We start from the raw sequence: 22351 nt of genomic DNA, 5'->3' as shown, positions 1-22351 counted from the left end.
GGCATCGCCTGCCATGCATCCAGAACCCTCCGCTGCCGCCGTGCCGCGCCACATCGCCATCATCATGGATGGCAATGGGCGTTGGGCGCAGCGTCGGCGCCGTCCGCGCATGATCGGCCATCGCGCGGGCGCGCGTGCGGTCAATCGCACCATCGATTTCTGCCTGGAAAAAGGCGTCTCGGCGCTGACCCTGTTCGCGTTCTCCAGTGAAAACTGGGGCCGCCCGCAGGAGGAAGTTGATGACTTGATGAAACTGTTCCTGCATGCACTCGATCGCGAGGTCGACGAACTGCAGCGGCGTGGCGTGCAAGTGCGCTTCATCGGCGACCGCAGCCGCTTTGCCGCGCCGTTGCGCGAGCGCATGGCCGGCGCCGAACGCATTACCGCCGCCAACTCGCGGCTGGTGCTGAGCATCGCTGCCAGCTACGGCGGCCGCCAGGACATCGCGCTGGCCGCACGTGCACTGGCCGAAGAAGTGGCTGCCGGCCGCCTGCAGCCGCAGCAGATCGACGAAGCCCTGCTGGCCAGCCGGATCGCATTGGCCGACCTGCCGGCGCCGGATCTGTTCATCCGCACCGGTGGCGACACCCGCATCAGCAATTTCCTGTTGTGGCAGTTGGCCTACACCGAACTGTGGTTCACCGAAACCCTGTGGCCGGAGTTCGATGCCGCGGTGCTGCAGCAGGCACTGGACGACTACGCCGGGCGCGAACGTCGCTTCGGACTGACCAGCGCCCAGATTGCCGACAAGGCGACAGAGGCCTCCTCCGCATGACCAGGACCCGCGTGATTGCCGCGTTGATCATGGCGCCGCTCGCCATCTGCGCGATCGTGCTGCTGCCGACCCAATGGCTGGCAGCGCTGGCGGCGATCCTGTTCCTGACCGGCCTGTGGGAGTGGCTCAAGCTGTCCGGCATCGACGACAGCCTGCCGCGCACCGTGCTGCTGATGCTCAATCTGCTGCTGATGGTGCTGATGGTGTGGGCGTCGGCCGGCTCCATGGTGCTGTTCCAGATTGCCGCGTTGGTGGGCGTGGCCTGGTGGCTGCTGGCCTTGCTCTGGCTGCGCTTTTTCACCTTTGGCGCCGACCACGGCAACGGCCAGGCGCGTGCGCTCAAGCTGGCCGCCGGCACGCTGGCGGTGCTGCCGGCCTGGGCCGCGCTGGTGCTGCTGCATGCCAATCCAGACAAGGGCAATCTGTGGTTGCTGACCGCGCTGACCATGGTGTGGGCGGCCGATTCGGGCGCGTATTTCGCCGGCCGCGCATTCGGCAAGCACAAGCTGGCGCCACGGATCAGCCCGAACAAGACCATCGAAGGCCTGCTCGGCGGCATGCTTGCCGGCGTGTTGGTCGCCTGCGCATTCGGCTGGCTGGCCGGTCTGACCCTGGCGCATGTGCCGCAGCTGATTCTGGTCTCTGCCATTGCGGTGCTGGCCTCGGTGCTGGGCGACCTGTTCGAGAGCCTGCTCAAGCGCCACGCCGGCGCCAAGGATTCGGGCGCGGTGATTCCGGGCCACGGCGGCGTGCTGGATCGCATCGATGGCGTGCTCGCCGCCCTGCCGGTGTTCGCACTCGGCAAGGAAATTCTCGGATTCTAGGCATGGCTGGCTCCTCTCTCCGTCAGGTCGCCGTGTTCGGCGCCACCGGCTCGATCGGTGCGTCGGCATTGGATGTGATCGCCCGTCACCCCGAGCGGCTGCGTGCCAGCGTGCTGTCGGCCGGTAACAAGGTCGAGGCATTGCTGGCGCTGTGCGCCGCGCATCGGCCCGCGCATGCGGTGATTGCCGACCACTCCCTGTACCCGGTGCTGCGCGATGGCCTGCGTGCGGCAGGCCTGGCCACGCAGGCGCATGCCGGTAGCGAGGCGCTGGATGCACTGGCCGGCAGCGATGCCTGCGACACCGTGGTGGCCGCCATCGTGGGCGCCGCCGGCCTGCCTTCGACCCTGGCCGCCGCCCGCGCCGGCAAGCGCCTGCTGCTGGCCAACAAGGAATCGCTGGTACTGGCCGGCGAGCTGCTGACCCGCACCGCGGCGGCGGCGGGCGCGGAGATCATCCCGATCGACAGCGAGCACAGCGCCATCTTCCAGTGCCTGCGCTCCTGCGACGCCAGCCGTGGCGTGCGGCGGGTGATCCTGACCGCCTCCGGCGGCCCGTTCCGTGGCTGGGAGCGCGCCGCGCTGGGCGCGGTCACCCCGGCGCAAGCGGTCGCACATCCCAAATGGTCGATGGGCCCGAAGATTTCGGTGGATTCGGCGACCCTGATGAACAAAGGCCTGGAGGTCATCGAAGCGCATCACCTGTTCGGCCTGCCCGGCGCGCAGATCGATGTGCTGGTACACCCGCAGAGCCTGGTGCATTCGCTGGTCGAATTCGTCGACGGCTCCACCCTGGCCCAGCTGGGCCTGCCGGACATGCGCACCACCCTGGCGGTCGGCCTGGCGTGGCCGGAGCGGATCGAATCGGGCGTTGCCGGGCTGGACCTGCTGACCCAGGGGCGACTGGATTTCGAAGCGCCGGACACGGCCGCATTTCCGTGTCTGCGGCTGGCCTGGGAGGCACTGGAGGCCGGTGGAACCGCGCCAGCGATCCTGAACGCGGCCAACGAAGTGGCTGTTTCAGCCTTTCTTCAGGGCCAAGTGGGTTTCCTAGCGATCCCAGCGTTGGTCCAACACACACTGACAACGCTCCCACGGCACAATGCCGACACCCTCGACACCCTTCTTTCTGCCGACGCCCAAGCACGGCAGATCACTGAACGCGCCCTCGCCCATCATTCCTTTCATGCCTGATCGATCCACGCAGCCGAGTTGCATCCATGGGTGATTTCATCGGTTCGGTCTGGTGGATGATCGTCAGCCTGGGCGTGTTGGTGACGTTTCACGAATTCGGGCACTTCTGGGTCGCGCGCCGCTGCGGCGTCAAGGTGCTGCGGTTTTCGGTGGGTTTCGGCAAGCCGTTGTGGATGCGCCGCGACCGCCACGGCACGGAGTTTGCGATCGCCGCGATTCCGTTGGGCGGCTACGTCAAGATGCTCGACGAGCGCGAAGGCGAGGTGCATCCGGCCGAGCAGGATCAGGCCTTCAATCGCAAGACGGTGTGGCAACGCATCGCCATTGTCGCCGCCGGTCCGATCGCCAACCTGTTGCTGTGCATGGCAATGCTGTGGGCGATGTTCGTGGTCGGCAAGCAGGATTATTCGGCCACCGTCGGCCGTGCCGATGGCCTGGCCGCCGAAGCCGGGCTGACGCCTGGCGAGCGCATCGTGCGGATCGACGACCGCAACGTGAGCAGCTGGAGCGATGCGAGCATGCAGCTCACCACCGCAGCGATGGACAGGCGCGATATCCGCGTGCTGACCGCCGCCGAGGGCGCCGGCAACAGTGAGCACACCCTGCGCCTGTCGCAGCTGCCGGTCGGTTTCGACGAGCGCCGCGTGGCCGCGCTGGCCGGCATCGGCTGGCAGTTCATGCTGCAGCCGCCGGTGGTGGGTCAGGTGGTCGCCGGCTCTGCGGCCGAGGGCCTGCTCAAGCCGGGCGACCGCATCGTGGCCATCGATGGTCAGCCGATCCGCTCGGCCGACGAGATTCCTGCGCAGCTGCAGACGCTGGGCGCGCAGGGCGGGAACGGCATGATCGAGGTCGCACGCGGCGAAGACCGGCTGGCGCTGGAAATTGCCCCGCGCAAATCGCCGCAAGGACAGTGGATGCTGGGCGTGGGGTTTGCCCCCGCACCAGCCCCGGCCTACGACAGCCGCCAGCAGTACGGCCTGTTCGCCGCCGTCCCTGCCGCCATCCGCGAAACCGGCAAGATGACCGCCGATTCGCTGGGCATGATGAAGCGCATGCTGACCGGCCAGGCCTCGGTGAAAAACATCTCCGGCCCGGTCACAATTGCGCGCGCCGCCAATGCCTCGGCCGAACGCGGGCTCGACTGGTTCCTGTATTTCCTGGGATTGCTGTCGCTCAGCCTGGCGATCATCAACCTGATGCCCATCCCGATCTTGGACGGTGGGCATCTGCTGTATTACCTTATCGAGTTGATCAAGGGCAGCCCGATCAGCGAACGGGCCATGATTGCCGGGCAATATGTCGGCCTGGCGCTCCTGGCAGGGCTGATGGGACTGGCGTTCTACAACGACATCCTCGGCCTGCTTCCACGATGAACCTGCTCCACCCTTTCCGCCTGTTGTCGTCGTCATACGTCGGCATCCAGCAACACCCGAAATCGACTCCAACCGGATGTGACATGACGCGTCTTCCCACTCGCCGCCTGCTTGCCCTCGCTCTTGCCGCCGGCCTCAGCCTGCCAGCCCTTGCCCTGGCGGCCGAGCCGTTCGTTGCCAGCGACATCCGCGTCGACGGCCTGCAGCGCATCGCCTCCGGCACCGTGTTCACCTATCTGCCGGTGAATCGCGGCGACACCGTGGACGATGGCAAGGTTGCCGACTCGATCCGCGCGCTGTACCGCACCGGCTTCTTCGAAGACGTGCAGCTGGATCGTCAGGGCAACATCCTGGTGATCACGGTCAAGGAGCGCCCGGCGATCAACAAGCTCACCGTGACCGGCAACAAGGACATCAAGTCCGAGGAGCTGCTCAAGGGCCTGGGCGATATTGGCCTGACCGAGGGCGGCACCTTCGACCGCCTGAGCCTGGACCGCGTGACCCAGGAACTGACCCGCCAGTACAACAACCGCGGCAAGTACAACGTCGAGATCACCCCGACGGTGAGCCCGCTGGATCGCAACCGCGTGGACGTGGCCATCGCGATCAAGGAAGGCAAGGCGGCCAAGATCCGCCACGTCAACCTGATCGGCACCGAAAAGTTCGCCAACGAGGACATCCTGGAAAACTGGGAATCCAAGGAGCACAACTGGGCCTCGTGGTATCGCCGCGACGACCAGTACTCCAAGGAAAAGATGTCCGGCGACCTGGAGAAGCTCAACTCCTGGTATCTGGACCGCGGCTACGTGGACTTCAGCATCGACTCCACCCAGGTGGCGATCAGCCCCGACAAGCGCGACATGTTCGTCAGCGCCGGCGTCACCGAGGGCGAGCAGTACAAGATTTCCGAGATCAAGGTCACCGGCGACACCGTGTTGCCGCAGGCCGACATCGAGCGGCTGGTCATTCCCAAGGCCGGCGACATCTTCTCGCGCGCGTTGCTGGAATACACCTCCGATGCGATCACCAACACGCTGAGCAACGTCGGTTACGCGTTCGCCAAGGTCAACCCGATCCCGACGCCGAACCGCGAGGACCGCACCGTTGCGGTGAACCTGCAGGTGGTGCCGGGCCCGCGCGTGACCGTGCGACGGATCCTGTACAAGGGCAACAGCCGTACCTCGGATGAAGTCTTGCGCCGCGAAATGCGCCAGTTCGAAAATACCTGGTACTCGCAGGCGGCGATCGACCGTTCCAAGATCCGTCTGCAGCGCCTGGGCTACTTCGAGAGCGTGGACGTGGAAACGCCGGCCGTGCCGGGCAGCAACGACCAGGTCGACGTGGTCTACAACGTCAAGGAAACCACCTCCGGCAGCTTCGTGTTCGGCCTGGGTTACTCGCAGAGCTTCGGTGTGACCACCTCGGTGCAGTTGTCGCAGAACAACTTCCTGGGCGGCGGTAACCGCGTGGCGGTGGAAGCCTCGCGCAGCACCTTCCAGCAGCGTTACGCGTTCTCCTACACCAACCCGTTCTTTACCGACGACGGCGTGTCGCTGGGCTACAACCTGTCCTGGCGCGCACTCGACTACTCGGACTTCAACACCGCGCAGTTCAACAGCAAGAACGGTTCGGCGCAGGTGGTGTTCGGCGTACCGATCACCGAAAACGACACCGTCTCGGCAATGGTCGGCATCGACAGCAACCAGATCACCACCTTCCCGGGCACGACGCCGCGGGCAATCATCGATTACATCGATGCGGTCGGCACCCGTACCTTCCACGCCTGGCGTACCGAGCTGGGCTGGGCGCGCGACACCCGCAACGAACTTTTAATGCCGACCCGCGGCACTTATCAGCGTGTCGGCCTGGAAACCACCCTGCCCGGCTCCACGATCGAGTACTACAAGCTCAATTACCAGATCTCCAACTACTGGCCGATCATTCCGGCGATCGTGTTGAACACGCGCTTCGAGTTGGGCTATGGCGACAGCTACGGCAACGACAGCACGCGCGTGGTGACCGATGGCAATGGCGTGTCACGCACCATCAACGCCACCGGCCTGCCGTTCTACGAGAACTTCTACGCCGGCGGCACCAACTCGGTGCGCGGCTTCGAAGACAACACCCTGGGCCCGCGTTCGGAAGCCATCAACGGCTTCAATCGCGGCCAGCCGCTCGGTGGCTCGTTCAAGACCGTCGGCTCGGTGGAAATGTATTTCCCCAAGCTGTTCGACAGCCCGTCGGCGCGCGTGTCGGCATTCTTCGACTTCGGTAACGTGTACAGCGGCGTGGACAACTTCAAGGCCAACGAACTGCGCGCGTCCACCGGCGTGGCGTTGCTGTGGCGCGCACCGGTCGGCCCCATCTCGATCAGCTACGCGTTCCCGCTGAAGAAGGAAGACAACGACGAGATCGAACGTCTGCAGTTCACCTTCGGCGGACAATTTTAAATAAAATGAAGGGCGAGAAATAAATCTCGCCCTTCATCTCAATCATTCAACCGCGAATCGACTAACCTACCACCCTCTTGCACGCTCCATGCAATAATCAAAATTTGCTTTGCACTGTTGCTGGCTTCCACCACCTGACAGACAGTTCCCTAATATTGTTTGGCATTGACCAGGTGTTGGAGTGCCTTGAGCGATCGCCGAACCAGCAAAAAGCAGAATCAAAGACGAGCCAAGAACGATAGAAGGTAATTTCTTGCATATATCGAAATGCATACATACCCCACTTGGTTTGGTTTGAACTCAGAATGCACCTTACATGGAGGTGCTATTTTTTTTAGCAAAAAAAAATATCGAAAGTCAACCAGTTAATAAATTCATTTATCTATATTATCTTATTGTCGTATATTCAATGCGCGCACTGATTGATTGACCAGCCACCATCGCGTATTTCGGCTCGTTCGTAAGCAATAGTGAGCACAGTAGTTTAGGGAATACCGGCGGTTCACATTTACAAGAGGTTCACCCTGATGCGCTTGACCGCCACTGCGATTGCCGAACAATTTGGGTTGACCGTCGTTGGCGACGGCACCACCGAAGTCACCGGTGTCGCCACCCTGGCGCATGCCGGCGCGGGGCAGCTGAGCTTCCTGTCCAACCCACGCTATCGGCCGCAGCTGGCTGACACTCAGGCAGCCATCGTTGTCCTGCGTGCCGACGATGCGCAAGCCGCACGCGGCACCGCGTTGGTCGCCAAGGATCCCTATACCGCCTTCGCCAAGATCGCCGCCTTGTTCGATGTGGCGCCGGTGCGCGAACCGGGCATCCATCCGTTGGCGGTGATCGACCCCACCGCTCAGGTCTCGCCGAGCGCGCATGTCGGCCCGTTCGTCAGCATCGGTGCGCGCAGCCGCGTGGGCGATGGCTGCGTGATCGGCACCAGCAGCATCATCGGCGAAGACTGCGTGGTGGACGATGGCAGCGAACTGATCGCCCGCGTCACCCTGGTGACCCGCGTGCGGTTGGGCAAGCGGGTGCGCATTCACCCCGGCGCGGTGATCGGCGCCGACGGTTTCGGTCTGGCGATGGATGCCGGCCACTGGATCAAGGTGCCGCAACTGGGCGGTGTGGTGATCGGCGACGATTGCGAGATTGGCGCCAACACCTGCATCGACCGCGGCGCGCTGGAAGACACCGTGCTGGAAGAAGACGTGCGCGTGGATAACCTGGTGCAGATTGCGCACAACTGCCATATCGGTGCGCATAGCGCGATCGCCGGCTGCACCGGCATTGCCGGCAGCGCCAAGATCGGCCGTTACTGTCTGCTCGGCGGGCATGTCGGCGTGGTCGGCCACCTGGAGATCTGCGACAAGGTCGTGATCACCGGCAAATCGGTGGTGCGCAATTCCATCCATGAGCCGGGCGAGTATTCGTCCGGCACCCCTCTCACCGACAATCGCACGTGGCGCAAGAATGCCGCGCGCTTCAAACAACTCGATGTGCTGGCAAGGCGCATTCTGGCTGTGGGCAAGGAGAAAGAATGAGTTACCCCACGTATGAGCTGCCGATCGACGTCAGTCAGATCCAGACGCTGCTCCCGCACCGTTACCCGTTTCTGCTGGTCGACCGGGTCCTCGAACTCGATCTGGAAACCAAGTGGATCGTGGCGCAGAAGAACGTCACCATCAACGAGCCGTTCTTCCAGGGCCACTTCCCGAACCGCCCGGTGATGCCTGGCGTGCTGATCATCGAGGCGCTGGCGCAGGTCGGTGGCGTGATGACCCAACTCGGTTTGGGCCGCGATGCGTTGTCGCAATTGTTCTACATGGTCAAGGTCGACAACGCCCGCTTCAACAAGCAGGTGATCCCGGGCGATGTGTTGATCATGGAGGTGAAGATGAAGCGCCTGATCCGTAACGTGGGATGCTTCTACGGCGAGGCCAAGGTCGATGGCGAAGTGGTGGCCAGTGCCGAGGTGATGTGCGCCGGCGCCAGGTAATAACCCGCTTTCGGAGTAAGACACGATGCGTGATTCGACACCTTTGATTCATCCCACGGCGGTCATCGATCCCTCGGCAACGCTGGCCGACGACGTCCGCGTCGGCGCGTTTTCGCTGATCGGTGCCGATGTGGAGATCGGCGCGGGCACCGAGGTCGGGCCGCATTGCTCGATCCATGGCCCGACCCGGATCGGCCGCAATAACCGCTTCATCGGCCACGCGGCGATCGGCGGCGAACCGCAAGATAAGAAGTACGCCGGCGAGCGCACGGAACTGGTGATCGGCGACGGCAATGTGATCCGCGAATTCGTCACCATCAATCGCGGCACCGGCGGCGGTGGCGGCATCACCGTGGTCGGCGACGACAACTGGATGCTGGCCTATACGCACGTGGCGCACGACTGCCATGTGGGCAATCACTGCGTGTTTTCCAACAACACCACGCTGGCCGGCCACGTGACCGTGGGCGACTACGTGATCATCAGCGGCTTTGCCGGCGCGCATCAGTTCTGCCGGATCGGCGCGCACGCCTTCCTTGGCATGGGCGCGCTGACCAACGGCGACGTGCCGCCGTTCACCATGGTCGGCAGCGAATCGCTGGGCCGCCCACGCGGCATCAATAGCGAAGGGCTCAAGCGCCGCGGCTTCGATGCCGAGCGCATCACCGCGATCAAGCGCGCCTACCGCACGCTGTACGTCGCCGGCCTGCCGCTGAGCGAGGCCAAACTGCAGCTGGCCGAACAGGCCAAGAGCAGCGAGGACGTACGCGGGCTGCTGGAGTTCATCGAAGCGGCGGAAAGGCCGTTGTTGCGATGACGGGAATCGGGAATCGGGAGTCGGGAATCGATGCAGGCGCGCACGACGACGCGTCTGTCGTCGGCCACCCGACGGCACTGCCGATTCCCCATTCCCCACTCCCGATTCCCAGCGCGCGCGAGCGCGCTCCACGCATCGCGCTGATCGCCGGCGAAGCCTCCGGCGACATCCTGGGTGCCGGGTTGATCGATGAATTGCGCCGCCGTTATCCGACTGCCGAATTCGTCGGCATCGGTGGCGATGCGATGCGCGGTGCTGGCTGCCAGACCTGGTTCGATGCCAGCGAGCTGGCGGTGATGGGCCTGACCGAAGTGCTGCAGCATCTGCCGCGGCTGCTGAAGCTGCGCCGTGCGTTTCGTGAGCGTGTGCTGGCCTGGAAGCCGGATGTGTTCATCGGTATCGACGCGCCCGACTTCAATCTTTCGGTCGAGCGCTGGCTCAAGCAGCGTGGCGTGCGCACCGTGCATTACGTCAGCCCCTCGGTGTGGGCATGGCGCGAGAAGCGTGCGGAAAAGATCGGTGCCAGCGCCGACCTGGTGCTGTGCCTGTTTCCGATGGAGCCGCCGATCTACGCCCGGCACGGCATCGATGCGCGGTTTGTCGGCCACCCGATGGCCGACGATATCGCCTACCAGGCCGATCGCGCGGCCGCGCGCGCCAAGCTGGGCCTGTCTGCCTCCAGCACCGTGCTGGCGGTGTTGCCAGGTAGCCGCCATGGCGAAATCAGCAAGCTCGGCGATACGTTTTTCCAGGCCGCCTGGCTGGTGTCCGAACATCTGCCCAACTTGCACGTGCTGGTGCCGGCAGCCAACCCTGGCTGCAAGCAATTACTGGCCGAACAGCTGTCGCACTCGTCGCTGCCGGTGCTGCGCTCGCACCTGCTCGACGGCCAGGCGCGCACCGCGATGCTGGCTGCCGACGTGGTGTTGCTGGCCTCCGGCACTGCCACACTGGAGGCGATGCTGGTCAAGCGCCCGATGGTGGTCGGCTACAAGGTCGCCCCGCTCACCTACCGCATCGTCAAGACACTGGGTCTGCTCAAGGTCAACCGCTATGCGCTGCCTAACATCCTGGCCAACGACGATCTGGCGCCCGAGCTGATGCAGGACGACTGCACCCCGGAGCGCCTGTGCGTGGCCCTGCTGGACTGGTTCAAGCACCCGGAGAAAGTCGCCGCGCTGCAGCCGCGGTATCTGGCCCTGCACGCAGAGCTACGCCGCGATGCATCGGCGCGCGCGGCCGATGCGGTGGCCGGGCTGCTGGAAGGCAGGGATTCGGGAGTGGGCATTCGGGATTCGTCAGGAGCAAAGGCATGAAAATCCTGGCTCCGTACGCACAAGCCGATAGCGCCAGCACCGAGGCGCGCCAGTCGCCCTTGTTTGGCCAATCCCCAATCCCGAATGCCGAATCCCGGTGCTTGATCGCCGGCGTCGACGAAGCCGGCCGCGGCCCGCTCGCCGGGCCGGTGGCGGTGGCTGCGGTGGTGTTCGACCCGAGCAAGCCGCGCATCAACGGGCTGGATGATTCCAAGCAACTGACCACCGAGCGGCGCGAGCAGTTGTACGCGCGCATCGTCGAGCGGGCGCTGGCATGGTCGGTGATCTTGATCGATAGCGAAGAGATCGACCGCATCAACATCTACCAGGCGACCATGCTGGGCATGCGACGCGCAGTGGAAGGGGTAGCGCATGTGGCCGGGTTCGCGCGTATCGACGGCAACCGCGTGCCCAAGGGCTTGCCCTGCCCTGCCGAGGCCTTGATCGGTGGCGATGCGCTCGACCGCGCCATCATGGCCGCCTCGATCGTGGCCAAGGTCACCCGCGACCGCCTGATGCATGAGTTGCACGCGCAGCATCCCGAATACCGCTTCGACCAGCACAAGGGCTACGCCACGCCGGTGCATCTGGCCGCGCTGCAGACCCACGGGCCCTGCCCGCAGCATCGCCGCAGCTTCGCACCGGTGCGGCGTGCGCTGGGGATCGAGACCGCCGCCCCGTCGAACTGGGACGTGCCCTGCGTGGCCCCGGCCGATGGCCTGCTGCTGGTCGATTGACTGACCGCAGTTCAGGGGACCTGGCCCGGTATCGGTGCCATCCATCCGCGCGCATGCGACCCGCTTCGGCCGTAGCTTCGCGCAGCGGACGTTGCGCTCGCGCAGCCCCGCACGCCCCCCGATCCGCGCAATCGCCGCCAGCGCGCTCCACGCAGCTAGCCGAACCCTGAATCGGCTGCACCGGCCAGCCCCCGTGGCGTCTGGCCGCAGCCCCGCACCGGTGCTGTCAAGCCTTGTTCGGCCCGGCCACGGTCGCTACCCTGACCGCGCATTATTCCGGTCTCGCATGTCCACTTCCCGCTTCGTCCATCTGCACGTCCACACCGAGTTCTCGCTGGCGGATTCCACCATCCGTGTGCCCGAGAAACCGGATCAGGCTGACCCGAAAAAGGCCAAGCAGGCCAACCTGCTGAGCCGCGCGGTCGAACTCGACATGCCCGCGCTGGCGGTCACCGACCTCAACAACCTGTTCGCGCTGGTCAAGTTCTACAAGGCCGCCGAGGGCGTCGGCATCAAGCCAATCGCCGGCGCCGACGTGATGATCGCCACACCGGACATGACGCCCTGGCGCATGACCCTGTTGTGCCGCGACCGCGAAGGCTATCTGAGCCTGTCTCGGCTGCTCACCCGCGCCTGGATGGAAGGCCACCGCCCCGAAGGCGGCGTGGCGATCCACCCCGAATGGCTGCAGAGCGGCCACGCCAACTTGTTCGCCCTGGCCGGCCGCGACAGCCTGGCCGGGCGCCTGTTTAGCGAAGGCCGCGCCGATCTGGCCGAGCAGCAACTGGCCGACTGGCAACGCGTATTCGGCGATGGCCTGCATCTGGAACTGACCCGCACCGGGCGCGAGGGCGAAGAACGCTTCAACCAGTTCGCCCTGCATGCAGCCGGCGTGCGTGGCCTGCCGGTGGTGGCCAGCAACGATGTGCGCTTTCTGTACGCCAGCGACTTCAATGCGCACGAAGCGCGCGTGTGCATTTCGTCCGGCCGCGTGCTCGACGACCCCAAGCGCCCGCGCGAATACAGCGACCAGCAGTACCTGAAGTCTGCCGACGAGATGGCCGCGCTGTTTGCCGACGTGCCCGACGCGATCGACAACACCCATGCGCTGGCGCAGCGCTGCAATATCGAGATGCGCCTGGGCACCTACTTCCTGCCCGCCTATCCGGTGCCGGAAGACGAAACGCTGGACAGCTGGATCCGCAGCCAGGCGCGCGACGGTCTGGCCGCGCGCCTGGAAAAGAGCCCGATCGCCCCCGGCAAGACCCGCCAGGACTATGTCGACCGGCTGGAATTCGAGCTGGACACCATCATCAAGATGGGCTTCCCCGGCTACTTCCTGATCGTTGCCGACTTCATCCAGTGGGGCAAGAACCAGGGCATTCCGATCGGCCCGGGCCGCGGTTCCGGCGCCGGCTCGCTGGTGGCCTGGGCGCTGCAGATCACCGATCTGGATCCGCTGCCGTACAACCTGCTGTTCGAGCGCTTCCTCAATCCCGAACGCGTGTCGATGCCCGACTTCGACATCGACTTCTGCATGGATCGCCGCGACGAGGTGATCGACTACGTGGCGCGCAAGTACGGGCGCGAGCGGGTCAGCCAGATCATCACCTACGGCACCATGGCGGCCAAGGCGGTGGTGCGCGACGCCGGGCGCGTGCTCGGCTTCACCTATGGCCTGGTCGACAGCGTGGCCAAGCTGATCCCCAACATCCTGGGCATCACGCTCAAGGATGCGATGGGCGAAGGCAAGGATTCGGAGATGGCCTCGCCGGACCTGATCCAGCGCTATCAGGTCGAAGACGACGTGCGCGACCTGATGGACCTGGCGCGCCAGCTCGAGGACCTCACCCGCAACGCCGGCAAGCACGCCGGCGGCGTGGTGATCGCGCCCGAGCCGCTCTCCGAGTTCTGCCCGCTGTTCGCCGAACACGACGAGGGCGGGCGCGGCAAGAATCAGGTCACCCAGTTCGACAAGGACGACGTCGAAGCGGTCGGCCTGGTGAAGTTCGACTTCCTCGGCCTGCGCACGCTGACCATCATCGATTGGGCGGTCAAGGCGATCAACGTGCGCCACGCGCGCGCCGGCATCGACCCGGTCGACATCACCACCCTCCCCCTCGACGACGTGCCCACATACAAGGGCGTGTTCGCCTCGGGCAATACCGGCGCGGTGTTCCAGTTCGAATCCTCGGGCATGCGCCGCCTGCTCAAGGACGCGCGCCCGGACCGTTTCGAAGACCTGATCGCGCTGGTGTCGCTGTACCGCCCCGGCCCGATGGATCTGATCCCGGACTTCAACGCGCGCAAGCACGGCCAGCAGGAGATCATCTACCCGGATCCGCGCACCGAGGCCATCCTCAAGGACACCTACGGGATCATGGTGTACCAGGAGCAGGTGATGCAGATGGCGCAGATCGTCGGCGATTATTCGCTGGGCGGCGCCGACCTGCTGCGCCGCGCGATGGGCAAGAAAGTGCCGGCCGAAATGGCCAAGCACCGCGAGATCTTCCGCGAGGGCGCAGCCAAGGGCGGCGTGAGCGCGCACAAGGCCGACGAAATCTTCGACCTGATGGAGAAGTTCGCCGGCTACGGCTTCAACAAGTCGCACGCCGCCGCCTACGCGCTGGTCAGCTACCAGACCGCCTGGCTGAAACGGCATTACCCGGCCGAGTTCATGGCCGCCACGCTGTCTTCGGACATGGACAACACCGACAAGGTGGTCGGCTTCCTCGACGAGGTGCGCAACCTCGGCTTGACCGTCAAGCCGCCGCGCGTCAACGAATCGGCCTACATGTTCGAGGCCGCCACCCCGGACACGATTCAGTACGGCCTGGGCGCGATCAAGGGCGTCGGCCAGAGCGCGTGCGAGGCGATCATCGAAGAACGCGAGCGCGGCGGCCCTTACACCACGCTGCTGGATTTCTGCACGCGTGTGGGCACCGCAAAGCTCAACCGGCGCACGCTGGAGGCGATGGTCAATGCCGGCGCGATGGACGGCCTGGGCAAGAACCGCGCCTCGCTGATGCTGCAGCTGCCGGAGGTGATGAAAGCCACCGAGCAGATGGCGCGCGAGCGCGCCTCGGGGCAGAACTCGCTGTTCGGCGGGCCGGACCCGAGTGCACCGGCACTGCGTCTGGACCTGCCCGAAAGCAAGGAATGGCCGCTGGGCCAACTGCTCACCGGCGAGCGCGAAACGCTGGGCTTCTATCTCAGCGGCCACCCGTTCGACCCGCACCGCGACGAAGTGCGCGAGCTGGTCGGCTGCGATCTGGGGGCGTTGGAAAAGATTCTCGCCTCGCAGCAGCGTGGCGGCGGTGGGGGCGGCGGCGATGGCGAAAAACGTGCCTGGCGCCCGGAAGTCAGCGCCATTCTCGCCGGCCTGGTGGTCGGCGTGCGTCGCAAGGGCGACAGCCAGGTGTTCGTGCAACTGGAAGACGGCCGTGGCCGGGTCGAGTGCAGCGCGTTTTCCGATGCGATGGCCGAGTTCGGGCATCTGCTCACCCGCGACCGCATCCTGATCGTCAAGGGCGGCCTGCGCGAGGACGAATTCAACGGCGGCTACAGCCTGCGCATCCGCCAGTGCTGGGACTACGAGCAGATCTGCGCCGACCACGCGCAACGCCTGTCACTGCGCCTGGACCTGCGCGAAAAACAGGCCTGGAAGCGCATCGACGCCTTGCTGGCCAAGCACCGCCCCGGCAAGACGCCGCTGCGCCTGGACCTGCTGCTACGCGCCCAAAGCGGCGGCGTCGCCGGCATGCTCGACCTCAACGGCAGCCACTCGGTGCGCATCGACCAGCACCTGATGGACAGCCTGCGCGCCGACCCGGCAGTGCGCACCTTGAAGATCAAGTACAGCCCACCGTGGGCGTGAGGGGCCGGGATTGGGGATTCGGGATTCGGGATTGGCAAGAGCGGCGCTGCTACGTTCGGGTTGCTCTGGACCGCTGTTGCGAATCCCCAATCCCGAATCCCCGCATCCGAACGGTTCCGTACGGGTCGGGCGCACCGCTTCAGCTACACTTCCCGCCTTACGTTGACGACACCACTGCATGAATCCTAACTACCTCGACTTCGAGCAACCCATCGCCGATCTGGAAGCCAAGATCCAGGAACTGCGCAAGGCCAGCACCGGCCCTGCAGTCAACGTGGACACCGAGGTGCGTGCGCTGCGCGACAAGCTGCGCATACGCACCGCTCAGATCTTCCGCGACCTCTCCGCCTGGCAGGTCTCGCAGCTGGCGCGCCACCCGCAGCGCCCGTACACGCTGGACTACATCAACACCATCTGCGACGAATTCCAGGAACTGGCCGGCGACCGCGCCTATTCCGATGACAAGGCGATCGTCGGTGGCCTGGGCCGCATCAATGGCCGTCCGGTGGTCATCATCGGTCACCAGAAAGGCCGCGACACCAAGACCAAGGTTGCGCGCAACTTCGGCATGCCGCGCCCGGAGGGCTACCGCAAGGCGCTGCGCCTGATGAAGCTGGCCGAGCGTTTCCGCCTGCCGCTGCTGACCTTCATCGACACCCCCGGCGCCTATCCCGGCATCGGCGCCGAAGAGCGCGGCCAGTCCGAAGCGATCGCACGCAACCTGCTGGAAATGGCCGAACTGAAAGTGCCGGTGATCTGCACCGTGATCGGCGAAGGCGGCTCCGGCGGCGCGCTGGCGATCGGCGTGGGCGACCGCACCTTGATGCTGGAATACGGCACCTATTCGGTGATCTCGCCCGAAGGCTGCGCCTCGATCCTGTGGAAGGACGCGGCCAAGGCCAAGGACGCTGCCGAGCAGCTCGGCCTCACCGCCAAGCGCCTGAAAGGCCTGGGCCTGGTCGACAAGGTGATTCGCGAACCCACCGGCGGCGCGCATCGCAATCCCGAGCAGATGGGCAAGCGTCTGAAAGCGGTGCTGCTCAACGAGCTGGACGCGCTGGAAAAGATCCCGGTCGACGCACTGCTGCAGCAGCGTTACGAGCGCCTGCGCAGCTACGGCGCTTACGAAGGCAACTGATCGGCGGTTGACTCACGATGGCGCAGAGCGCGCCATCGCACCGCCAGGCACGCATGAAAAGGATGTCCGCACAATGAGCCCGCTACTGCTGTTGTCGCTGGTGTTACAGGCCGCCTGCTGCGTGCACGTGGTGCGTAGTGGCCGCCCGCTGTACTGGATCTTCATCCTGCTGGCGTTTTCCTTGCTGGCGGTCCTGGTCTACGTGTGCGTGGCGGTGATCCCGGACCTGCGCAACGACCCCACGGCGCGCCGTGGACTGCGCAAGGTGCGTCAGCGCATCGATCCGCAACGCGAACAACGCGACGCTTCGCGGCAACTGGATGTGGCCGACACTCCGGAAAACCGCCGTCGGCTCGCGCAGACGCTGCTGGAACAAGGCGACTACACGCGTGCGGCAGAGCTCTACCAGGGCGCGCTGCGTGGCATCTACCGCGACGATCCAGACTTGATGCTGGGCCTGGCCAAGGCGCAGTACGGGCTGGGCCAGGCGGCGGAAACACGCAAGACCCTGGACGCATTGATCGCCGCCAATCCCAATTACCGTTCGCACGACGGGCATCTGCTGTATGCACGCGCGGTTGAAGACAGCGGCAGCATCGACGAGGCGCTGCACGAGTACGAGACGCTTGCGCAAGGCTATCCGGGCGAAGAAGCACGCGTGCGCTATGCGCAATTGCTGCTGCGCGCTGCGCGCCAGCAGGAGGCCAAGGCCATCTTCGAGCAGGTGCTACGCCACGCGGCCGCCTCGCCCAAGCATTACCAGCGCGAACAACGCGCCTGGATCGACATCGCACGCAAAGGTCTGAGCGAGCTGGGCGTCGACGCGTAATTGCTACCTGACCCAGTCAACCTGCGTCGGCCAGCGCCTCGGCTCGGCACACGCCGTCTGTTCGTCAACAGCGCTCAAAACGGCTTGGCGAGCACCAGCCAGATCACGCCGACCAACAAGAACACCGGCACTTCGTTGAACAACCGCAGCGCGCGGCCGCTGGGCACGGCGCGCCCCTGGTCCACGCCCTTCAACCAGCGCCCGGACACGATGTAGTGCGCCAGAATCAGCGCCACTGCAAAGAGTTTCGCGTGCATCCAGCCGCCAGCCACCATCGTCGGGAAGTCAGGAATCACCCGATAGCCTTGCCACAACACCGCACCCAGCACCAGCGCCAGACCCAGCATGCTGTGGCCGAACTTGTAGAGGCGGCGCCCCATCAGCACCAGGCGCGCGCGCACTGCGGGTTCGGCGCCGGCTTCGGCGATATTGACCAGGATGCGCGGCAGGTAGAACACCGCGGCCATCCAGGCGATGACGAACAACAGGTGGAAGGTCTTGATCCACAGATACAGGGTCATGGGCTGGCTTCGCTGGCTGGCGTAGGATGGCCCGCATTTTCACCTATCCGCTTGCGCGAAAGCACATCCGTCCATGCATCAGCCCGACGACAAACAGTACGACGCCCACTATTTCAGCCGCTGGTATCGCGATGCCGGGCTAGCCGACCCGGCGCGCCTGCGACGCAAGGTCGCACTCGCGGTGAGCCAGGCCGAGTACTACCTGGAGCGCCCGATCCGCAGCGTGCTGGATATCGGCTGTGGCGAGGCCGCGTGGCGCGCACCGTTGCTGGCGCTGCGGCCAAAGCTCAGTTATCTGGGTTTCGACAGCAGCGCCTATGCAGTGCAGCGCTACGGGCGCAGCCGGCAGATCCACCCTGCCCGCTTCGGCGACTTCGCCTGGCTGCGCCCGTGTGCGCCGGTGGATCTGCTGATCTGCTCGGACGTGCTGCATTACGTACCCACGCGTGAGTTCAACCAGGGCCTGCCCGGACTGGCCGAGATGTGCGCAGGCGTGGCGTTTCTGGAGACATTTGCGCAGGAGGATGCCTTCGAAGGCGATCACGATGGTTTTCAGCCGCGGCCGGCGCGCTGGTATCGGCGCCGCTTCGCCAGCGTGGGCTTTGCGGCGCTGGGATCGCATTGCTGGTTGTCGCCGCAGTTGGGTGGGGAGGCATCGGCACTGGAGCGCGGTTGAGAGTAGTCCGTTGGTTGCTTGAATGACTTACCGCGTGTGGCTTTGCCCCGTACCCTCACCCCAACCCCTCTCCCGCAGGAGAGGGGCTTCGATAGTCCTACTACTAACGCGATCTTCCGTAGCGCTAAGCCGTTCGGAAGATCACAAATGGCGGCAGATGAAGCTGCTTACGCTTGCCATAGCTCCTATGACAACCTTTACCGTCCGCAGCCCCATTAAGGTGCAAATGCGCCAAAGCGGGTATGCTGCGTGGCAGCAAAGCCGCACGGATGGGTGGAATGCTTTATCAACTGCACGAGCTAACCCGTAATCTGCTCGCCCCCTGGGTGCATCAGGCCCAGGCGAACGCCAAGATGTTCTCCGACCCCGACAGTCTGTGGGCCTCGCTCCCGGGCGCCGAACGCATGGCAGCCAGCAATGAGCTGTTCCATCGCCTCGGCAAGGAATACGAAAAGCCGGCCTGGGCGCTCGACGATGTCGAGGTCGATGGCCACTCGCTGCCGATCATCGAACGCGAAGTCCTGAGCAAGCCGTTCTGCCGCCTGCTGCGCTTCAAGCGTTTCAGCGACCATGTCGAGCTGATCGGCACGATGAAGCAGCAGCCGGCCGTGCTGGTGGTGGCGCCGTTGTCCGGCCACCACGCCACCCTGCTGCGCGACACCGTGCGTACCCTGCTGCGCAACCACAAGGTCTACGTGACCGACTGGGTCGACGCGCGCATGGTGCCGCTGGAAGCCGGCGCGTTCCGGCTCGAGGACTACATCAGCTACATCCAGGAATTCATCCGCCACATCGGCGCCGACCGCCTGCATGTGGTGAGCGTGTGCCAGCCCACCGTGCCGGTGCTCGCGGCGGTATCGCTGATGGCCACCAACGATGAGCCCACGCCGCGCTCGCTGGTGATGATGGGCGGGCCGATCGATGCACGCCGCAGCCCGACCCAGGTCAACAACCTGGCCACCGAGAACGGCATCGAGTGGTTCCAGAACAACCTGATCCACACCGTGCCGTTTCCCTATCCGGGGCATGGCCGGCAGGTGTATCCGGGCTTCCTGCAGCACGCCGGTTTCCTGTCGATGAATCCCAACCGACACGTGATGTCGCACTGGGATTTCTACACCGATCTGGTCAAGGGCGACCTGCAGGATGCGCAGGCGCACCGGCAGTTCTACGACGAATACAACGCCGTGCTCGACATGCCGGCCGAGTATTACCTGGACACGATTCGCGTGGTGTTCCAGGACTTCTTGCTGCCGCAGGGCAAGTGGAAAGTGGACGGTCAGTTGGTGAAGCCGTCGGCGATCCGCAATACCGCACTGCTCAGCATCGAAGGCGAACTGGACGATATCGCCGGCCTCGGTCAGACCGAAGCGGTGCACGATCTGTGCACCGGCATCGATGCGGCGCATCGCCGTCATCTGGTGGTGGAAGGCGCCGGCCATTACGGCATCTTCAGCGGCCGTCGCTGGCGCGAAGTGGTGTACCCGCAGGTGCGCGAATTCATCGCTCGCTACGATGCCGACCCGGTCGGCAGCCGCGACCCCGCCACCGTCACCCCGATCCGCAAGCGCGGCAAACGCGCTTGATCAGGTGAAAAAAAAGCGCCTTGATCGATCTTGATCAAGGCGCTTTTTTATGGGCAGATTCTTGGTTCATGCAAAGACAGAGTAGTGCGTGGTCGAGTGGTCGAGCGCGCGGTGCCCTCGCCGCCCGCGGGACACGCCGCAAGTACCTCCCTGTAGGCTCGGTGGCGGCATCCATGCCGCTACACGGTCCCGCAATCGGCGAGGACACCGCACCAGAAAGTGAGCCGGCTGCTTTGTTGAAAACATGCATACCGACCAGCTCGACTGGTCCTTGCCCGCCCACCGTCGCGGGACCTTACGCGGCATGGATGCCGCGCAAGAGCCTACATGGACGTACTTGCGGCGTGTCCCGCGATGGTGGGCGGGCAAGGGCCCTGCAGCCAATCCACAGATCACCCGCTCTGCAACTGATCTATCCGCACTGTCCAATCACTTCCACGACAACCGGGATTTCAAGTCGTAGCGTCTTTCAGGTTCTGCACTGCAGACCACGCGGTACTGCAGCGATCGCAGTCGCATGTCGCATGTCGCATGTCGCACAACACGCAATCACGCAATCACGCAATCACGCAGTGCACTCAACTTTCGCCACTTTTGACCAGCAAATGCTTGGCGAACATCCCATGCAGCTTGCCGAAGGCGCGTGCCAGATGCAGCGTGACGAACAGCAGCAGCACGCCGACGACAAACAACGGCAGCGCCAGCAAGGGGCTGGTGACATCCACGCCATCCCAGGTCAGCACCGCCGTGTTGTCGAACAGCAGCGCCAGCGGAGAAGCGGCCAAGCCCAGCGACAACGACAACAAGGTGGTGAACACGCTGAAGTAAATAATGCCCAGCGGCAGCATCAGCAGGAAGTACAGCATCGTGCTCCAGGTGCGCGCATCGGTGAACATCGCACCGATGCGTTGCAGCCAGCCACCTTGCGGCCCGGGATGGGCGGGACGACGCGGCATGCGCACACCCAGTAGCGTCTCCACGACGCGGCCTTCCACCAGTGACAGCACACGCACCGACCCGAAAAACAGCACAAGCAGCGGCACACCGATGATCAGGATCAACAGGCCTGCCGACAGACTCGCGCCGGTCACCACCCAGGTGAAATAGAACACGCCGGTGACCAGCGACAGCAGCATGTAGAACAATGCGCCGTACGTGCGCGGGTCGGCCGCGACGCCGAAGAACCTGCCCATCCAGGAACTGCGTTTGGGCGGTAGCGGCGGACGCAGTGCGCGCGTCACCGTCACTTCGGTCTCGCGATAGATCTCGGCCACTTCATCCGGCGCGCCGTAGCTGCTGGCCACGCCGGCGATCACCTCGGCCTCGCTCTTGTCAGCGTGCTCGGCCAGTTCGGCGCGCAGGTACTCCTCGGCATCGTAGAGTGCGTCCTGGATCATCGCCGGGTCCGCGCCGGCCAGGGCCTGGCGCAACTGGGTCAGGTAATCGGGAATGGTGGTCGGCAACGGACGTGTCTGCGCAATGGTCGTCATGGGTGAGTCCCCTCAAGCACTGAATCAACGGAATCGCGGGTGGCGCGCCAGGCGGCGGTCCAGTCGCGCAGGCAATCACGCCCGGTTTGGGTGATGCGGTAGTAGCGCCGCGGCGGACCGGACGCAGAGGGCTCGACATGGCTCTGCAGCAGCCCTGCCGCTTCCAGATTGCGCAGTACCGGATACAGCGCACTCTGCTTGCCACTCAGCACGCCATCCAATCGCTCCAGGCGCTTGGCGATCAGGTAGCCATACAGCGGCTCGTCGGCTTGCGCCAGCACTGCCAGCAACGCCAGCGACACGGTGCCGGCGCTCAGTTCTTTCTGAAATTTTCGTAGGTAGGCATCCGGCTCGGTCATCGCCATCTCCACTAGGTTGAAGGCAATGCTAGTGTGGAGTTAGGTATAGCGGATGTGCTGTTAGTCATGGAGGCGGGATGCGTCATTCGGGATTGGGAATTCGCAAAACACACCGACTTGAATTTTCCTTGCATCGGTTTAAGCGAACTGAAGCGGAATTGGCAGGCCAATCAATACGCTGCTTCTGCGAATCCCCAATCCCGAATAGCAAATTCCGGCGCATGTGCTTAGGGCCTGTTAACACATCCGAAGCCAATCAACGACTAGGGAAGATCTGAACAACCAGTCAGTATCTTCGAAGTTCAAGCAGCCTTGTCGAGATGAGGCGTGTAGTTGGCTTGAAGTGCGTAAGGCATGCGTTTTCTGGCGGCATCTCCTGCCGCCAGGCAGCATT

The 22351-nt window shown here is 64.5% G+C and carries 18 protein-coding genes; 15 read left to right on the top strand and 3 right to left on the bottom strand.

The genetic code is table 11. The annotated features are described in order from the left end of the window. Window positions 1-13: 13 nt before the first annotated feature. The 13 genes from uppS to ABS769_RS12135 all read left to right on the top strand — a co-directional run bounded on the left by uppS (window position 14) and on the right by ABS769_RS12135 (window position 17325). Window positions 14-775 carry a polyprenyl diphosphate synthase gene (uppS, locus tag ABS769_RS12195; RefSeq protein ID WP_317061883.1) on the top strand — a complete coding sequence of 254 codons (762 nt, stop codon included), beginning with the start codon at window positions 14-16 and terminating at the stop codon, window positions 773-775. Continuing rightward, window positions 772-1599: a phosphatidate cytidylyltransferase gene (locus tag ABS769_RS12190; RefSeq protein ID WP_317061882.1), complete on the top strand. Its 828-nt coding sequence runs from the start codon at window positions 772-774 to the stop codon at window positions 1597-1599. The genes uppS and ABS769_RS12190 overlap by 4 nt, the downstream gene beginning before the upstream one ends. Before the next feature lie 2 nt (window positions 1600-1601). Next, window positions 1602-2792 (top strand): 1-deoxy-D-xylulose-5-phosphate reductoisomerase, encoded by a 1191-nt coding sequence (locus tag ABS769_RS12185; RefSeq protein ID WP_317061881.1) that lies wholly within the window; start codon window positions 1602-1604, stop codon window positions 2790-2792. 26 nt (window positions 2793-2818) lie between these two features. Beyond that, window positions 2819-4165 (top strand): RIP metalloprotease RseP, encoded by a 1347-nt coding sequence (gene rseP / locus ABS769_RS12180; protein ID WP_317061880.1) that lies wholly within the window; start codon window positions 2819-2821, stop codon window positions 4163-4165. An 83-nt stretch (window positions 4166-4248) separates the two neighbouring features. After that, window positions 4249-6615, top strand: a complete 2367-nt coding sequence (gene bamA, locus ABS769_RS12175) for an outer membrane protein assembly factor BamA (protein WP_317061879.1) — start codon at window positions 4249-4251, stop codon at window positions 6613-6615. A gap of 527 nt (window positions 6616-7142) precedes the next feature. Further along, window positions 7143-8156, top strand: a complete 1014-nt coding sequence (lpxD, locus tag ABS769_RS12170; protein WP_317061878.1) for a UDP-3-O-(3-hydroxymyristoyl)glucosamine N-acyltransferase — start codon at window positions 7143-7145, stop codon at window positions 8154-8156. Continuing rightward, window positions 8153-8611 carry a 3-hydroxyacyl-ACP dehydratase FabZ gene (fabZ, locus tag ABS769_RS12165; protein WP_006452824.1) on the top strand — a complete coding sequence of 153 codons (459 nt, stop codon included), beginning with the start codon at window positions 8153-8155 and terminating at the stop codon, window positions 8609-8611. The genes lpxD and fabZ overlap by 4 nt, the downstream gene beginning before the upstream one ends. Before the next feature lie 25 nt (window positions 8612-8636). Continuing rightward, the gene (gene lpxA, locus ABS769_RS12160; RefSeq protein ID WP_317061877.1) at window positions 8637-9428 is read left to right on the top strand and encodes an acyl-ACP--UDP-N-acetylglucosamine O-acyltransferase; all 792 of its coding nucleotides are present in this window, start codon (window positions 8637-8639) and stop codon (window positions 9426-9428) included. Beyond that, window positions 9425-10744 (top strand): lipid-A-disaccharide synthase, encoded by a 1320-nt coding sequence (gene lpxB / locus ABS769_RS12155; RefSeq protein ID WP_430544159.1) that lies wholly within the window; start codon window positions 9425-9427, stop codon window positions 10742-10744. The genes lpxA and lpxB overlap by 4 nt, the downstream gene beginning before the upstream one ends. Next, a complete protein-coding gene (locus ABS769_RS12150; protein WP_317061876.1) occupies window positions 10741-11481 on the top strand; it encodes a ribonuclease HII in 741 nt (246 codons plus the stop codon). Before lpxB ends, ABS769_RS12150 begins: the two co-directional genes overlap by 4 nt. A gap of 286 nt (window positions 11482-11767) precedes the next feature. Then, a complete protein-coding gene (gene dnaE / locus ABS769_RS12145) occupies window positions 11768-15358 on the top strand; it encodes a DNA polymerase III subunit alpha (RefSeq protein WP_317061875.1) in 3591 nt (1196 codons plus the stop codon). Between the two features lie 178 nt (window positions 15359-15536). Further along, window positions 15537-16496, top strand: a complete 960-nt coding sequence (locus ABS769_RS12140; RefSeq protein ID WP_317061874.1) for an acetyl-CoA carboxylase carboxyltransferase subunit alpha — start codon at window positions 15537-15539, stop codon at window positions 16494-16496. 73 nt (window positions 16497-16569) lie between these two features. Next, complete coding sequence (locus ABS769_RS12135; RefSeq protein ID WP_317061873.1) at window positions 16570-17325, top strand: tetratricopeptide repeat protein; 756 nt, start codon at window positions 16570-16572, stop codon at window positions 17323-17325. 74 nt (window positions 17326-17399) lie between these two features. On the opposite strand, the gene ABS769_RS12130 is transcribed toward ABS769_RS12135, so the two are convergent. Further along, the gene (locus tag ABS769_RS12130) at window positions 17400-17846 is read right to left on the bottom strand and encodes a CopD family protein (protein ID WP_168959396.1); all 447 of its coding nucleotides are present in this window, start codon (window positions 17844-17846) and stop codon (window positions 17400-17402) included. Between the two features lie 73 nt (window positions 17847-17919). On the opposite strand from ABS769_RS12130, the gene ABS769_RS12125 reads away from it, so the two are divergent. Next, window positions 17920-18522, top strand: coding sequence for a class I SAM-dependent methyltransferase (locus ABS769_RS12125; RefSeq protein ID WP_317061872.1), 603 nt, complete (start codon window positions 17920-17922; stop codon window positions 18520-18522). Window positions 18523-18764: 242 nt separating this feature from the next. Beyond that, a complete protein-coding gene (locus ABS769_RS12120) occupies window positions 18765-20108 on the top strand; it encodes a polyhydroxyalkanoate depolymerase (protein ID WP_176340577.1) in 1344 nt (447 codons plus the stop codon). A 578-nt stretch (window positions 20109-20686) separates the two neighbouring features. Here the strand turns inward: ABS769_RS12120 and ABS769_RS12115 are convergent. Beyond that, the gene (locus ABS769_RS12115; protein ID WP_317061871.1) at window positions 20687-21598 is read right to left on the bottom strand and encodes a sensor domain-containing protein; all 912 of its coding nucleotides are present in this window, start codon (window positions 21596-21598) and stop codon (window positions 20687-20689) included. Then, on the bottom strand, window positions 21595-21957 hold the full coding sequence (locus ABS769_RS12110; protein WP_317061870.1) for a PadR family transcriptional regulator: 363 nt from the start codon (window positions 21955-21957) through the stop codon (window positions 21595-21597). The genes ABS769_RS12115 and ABS769_RS12110 overlap by 4 nt, the downstream gene beginning before the upstream one ends. Window positions 21958-22351: the final 394 nt, after the last annotated feature.

Source organism: Xanthomonas hortorum, from assembly GCF_040279205.1.
Taxonomy (GTDB): domain Bacteria; phylum Pseudomonadota; class Gammaproteobacteria; order Xanthomonadales; family Xanthomonadaceae; genus Xanthomonas; species Xanthomonas hortorum_F.
This window is presented reverse-complemented; position numbering and strand designations above follow the sequence as displayed.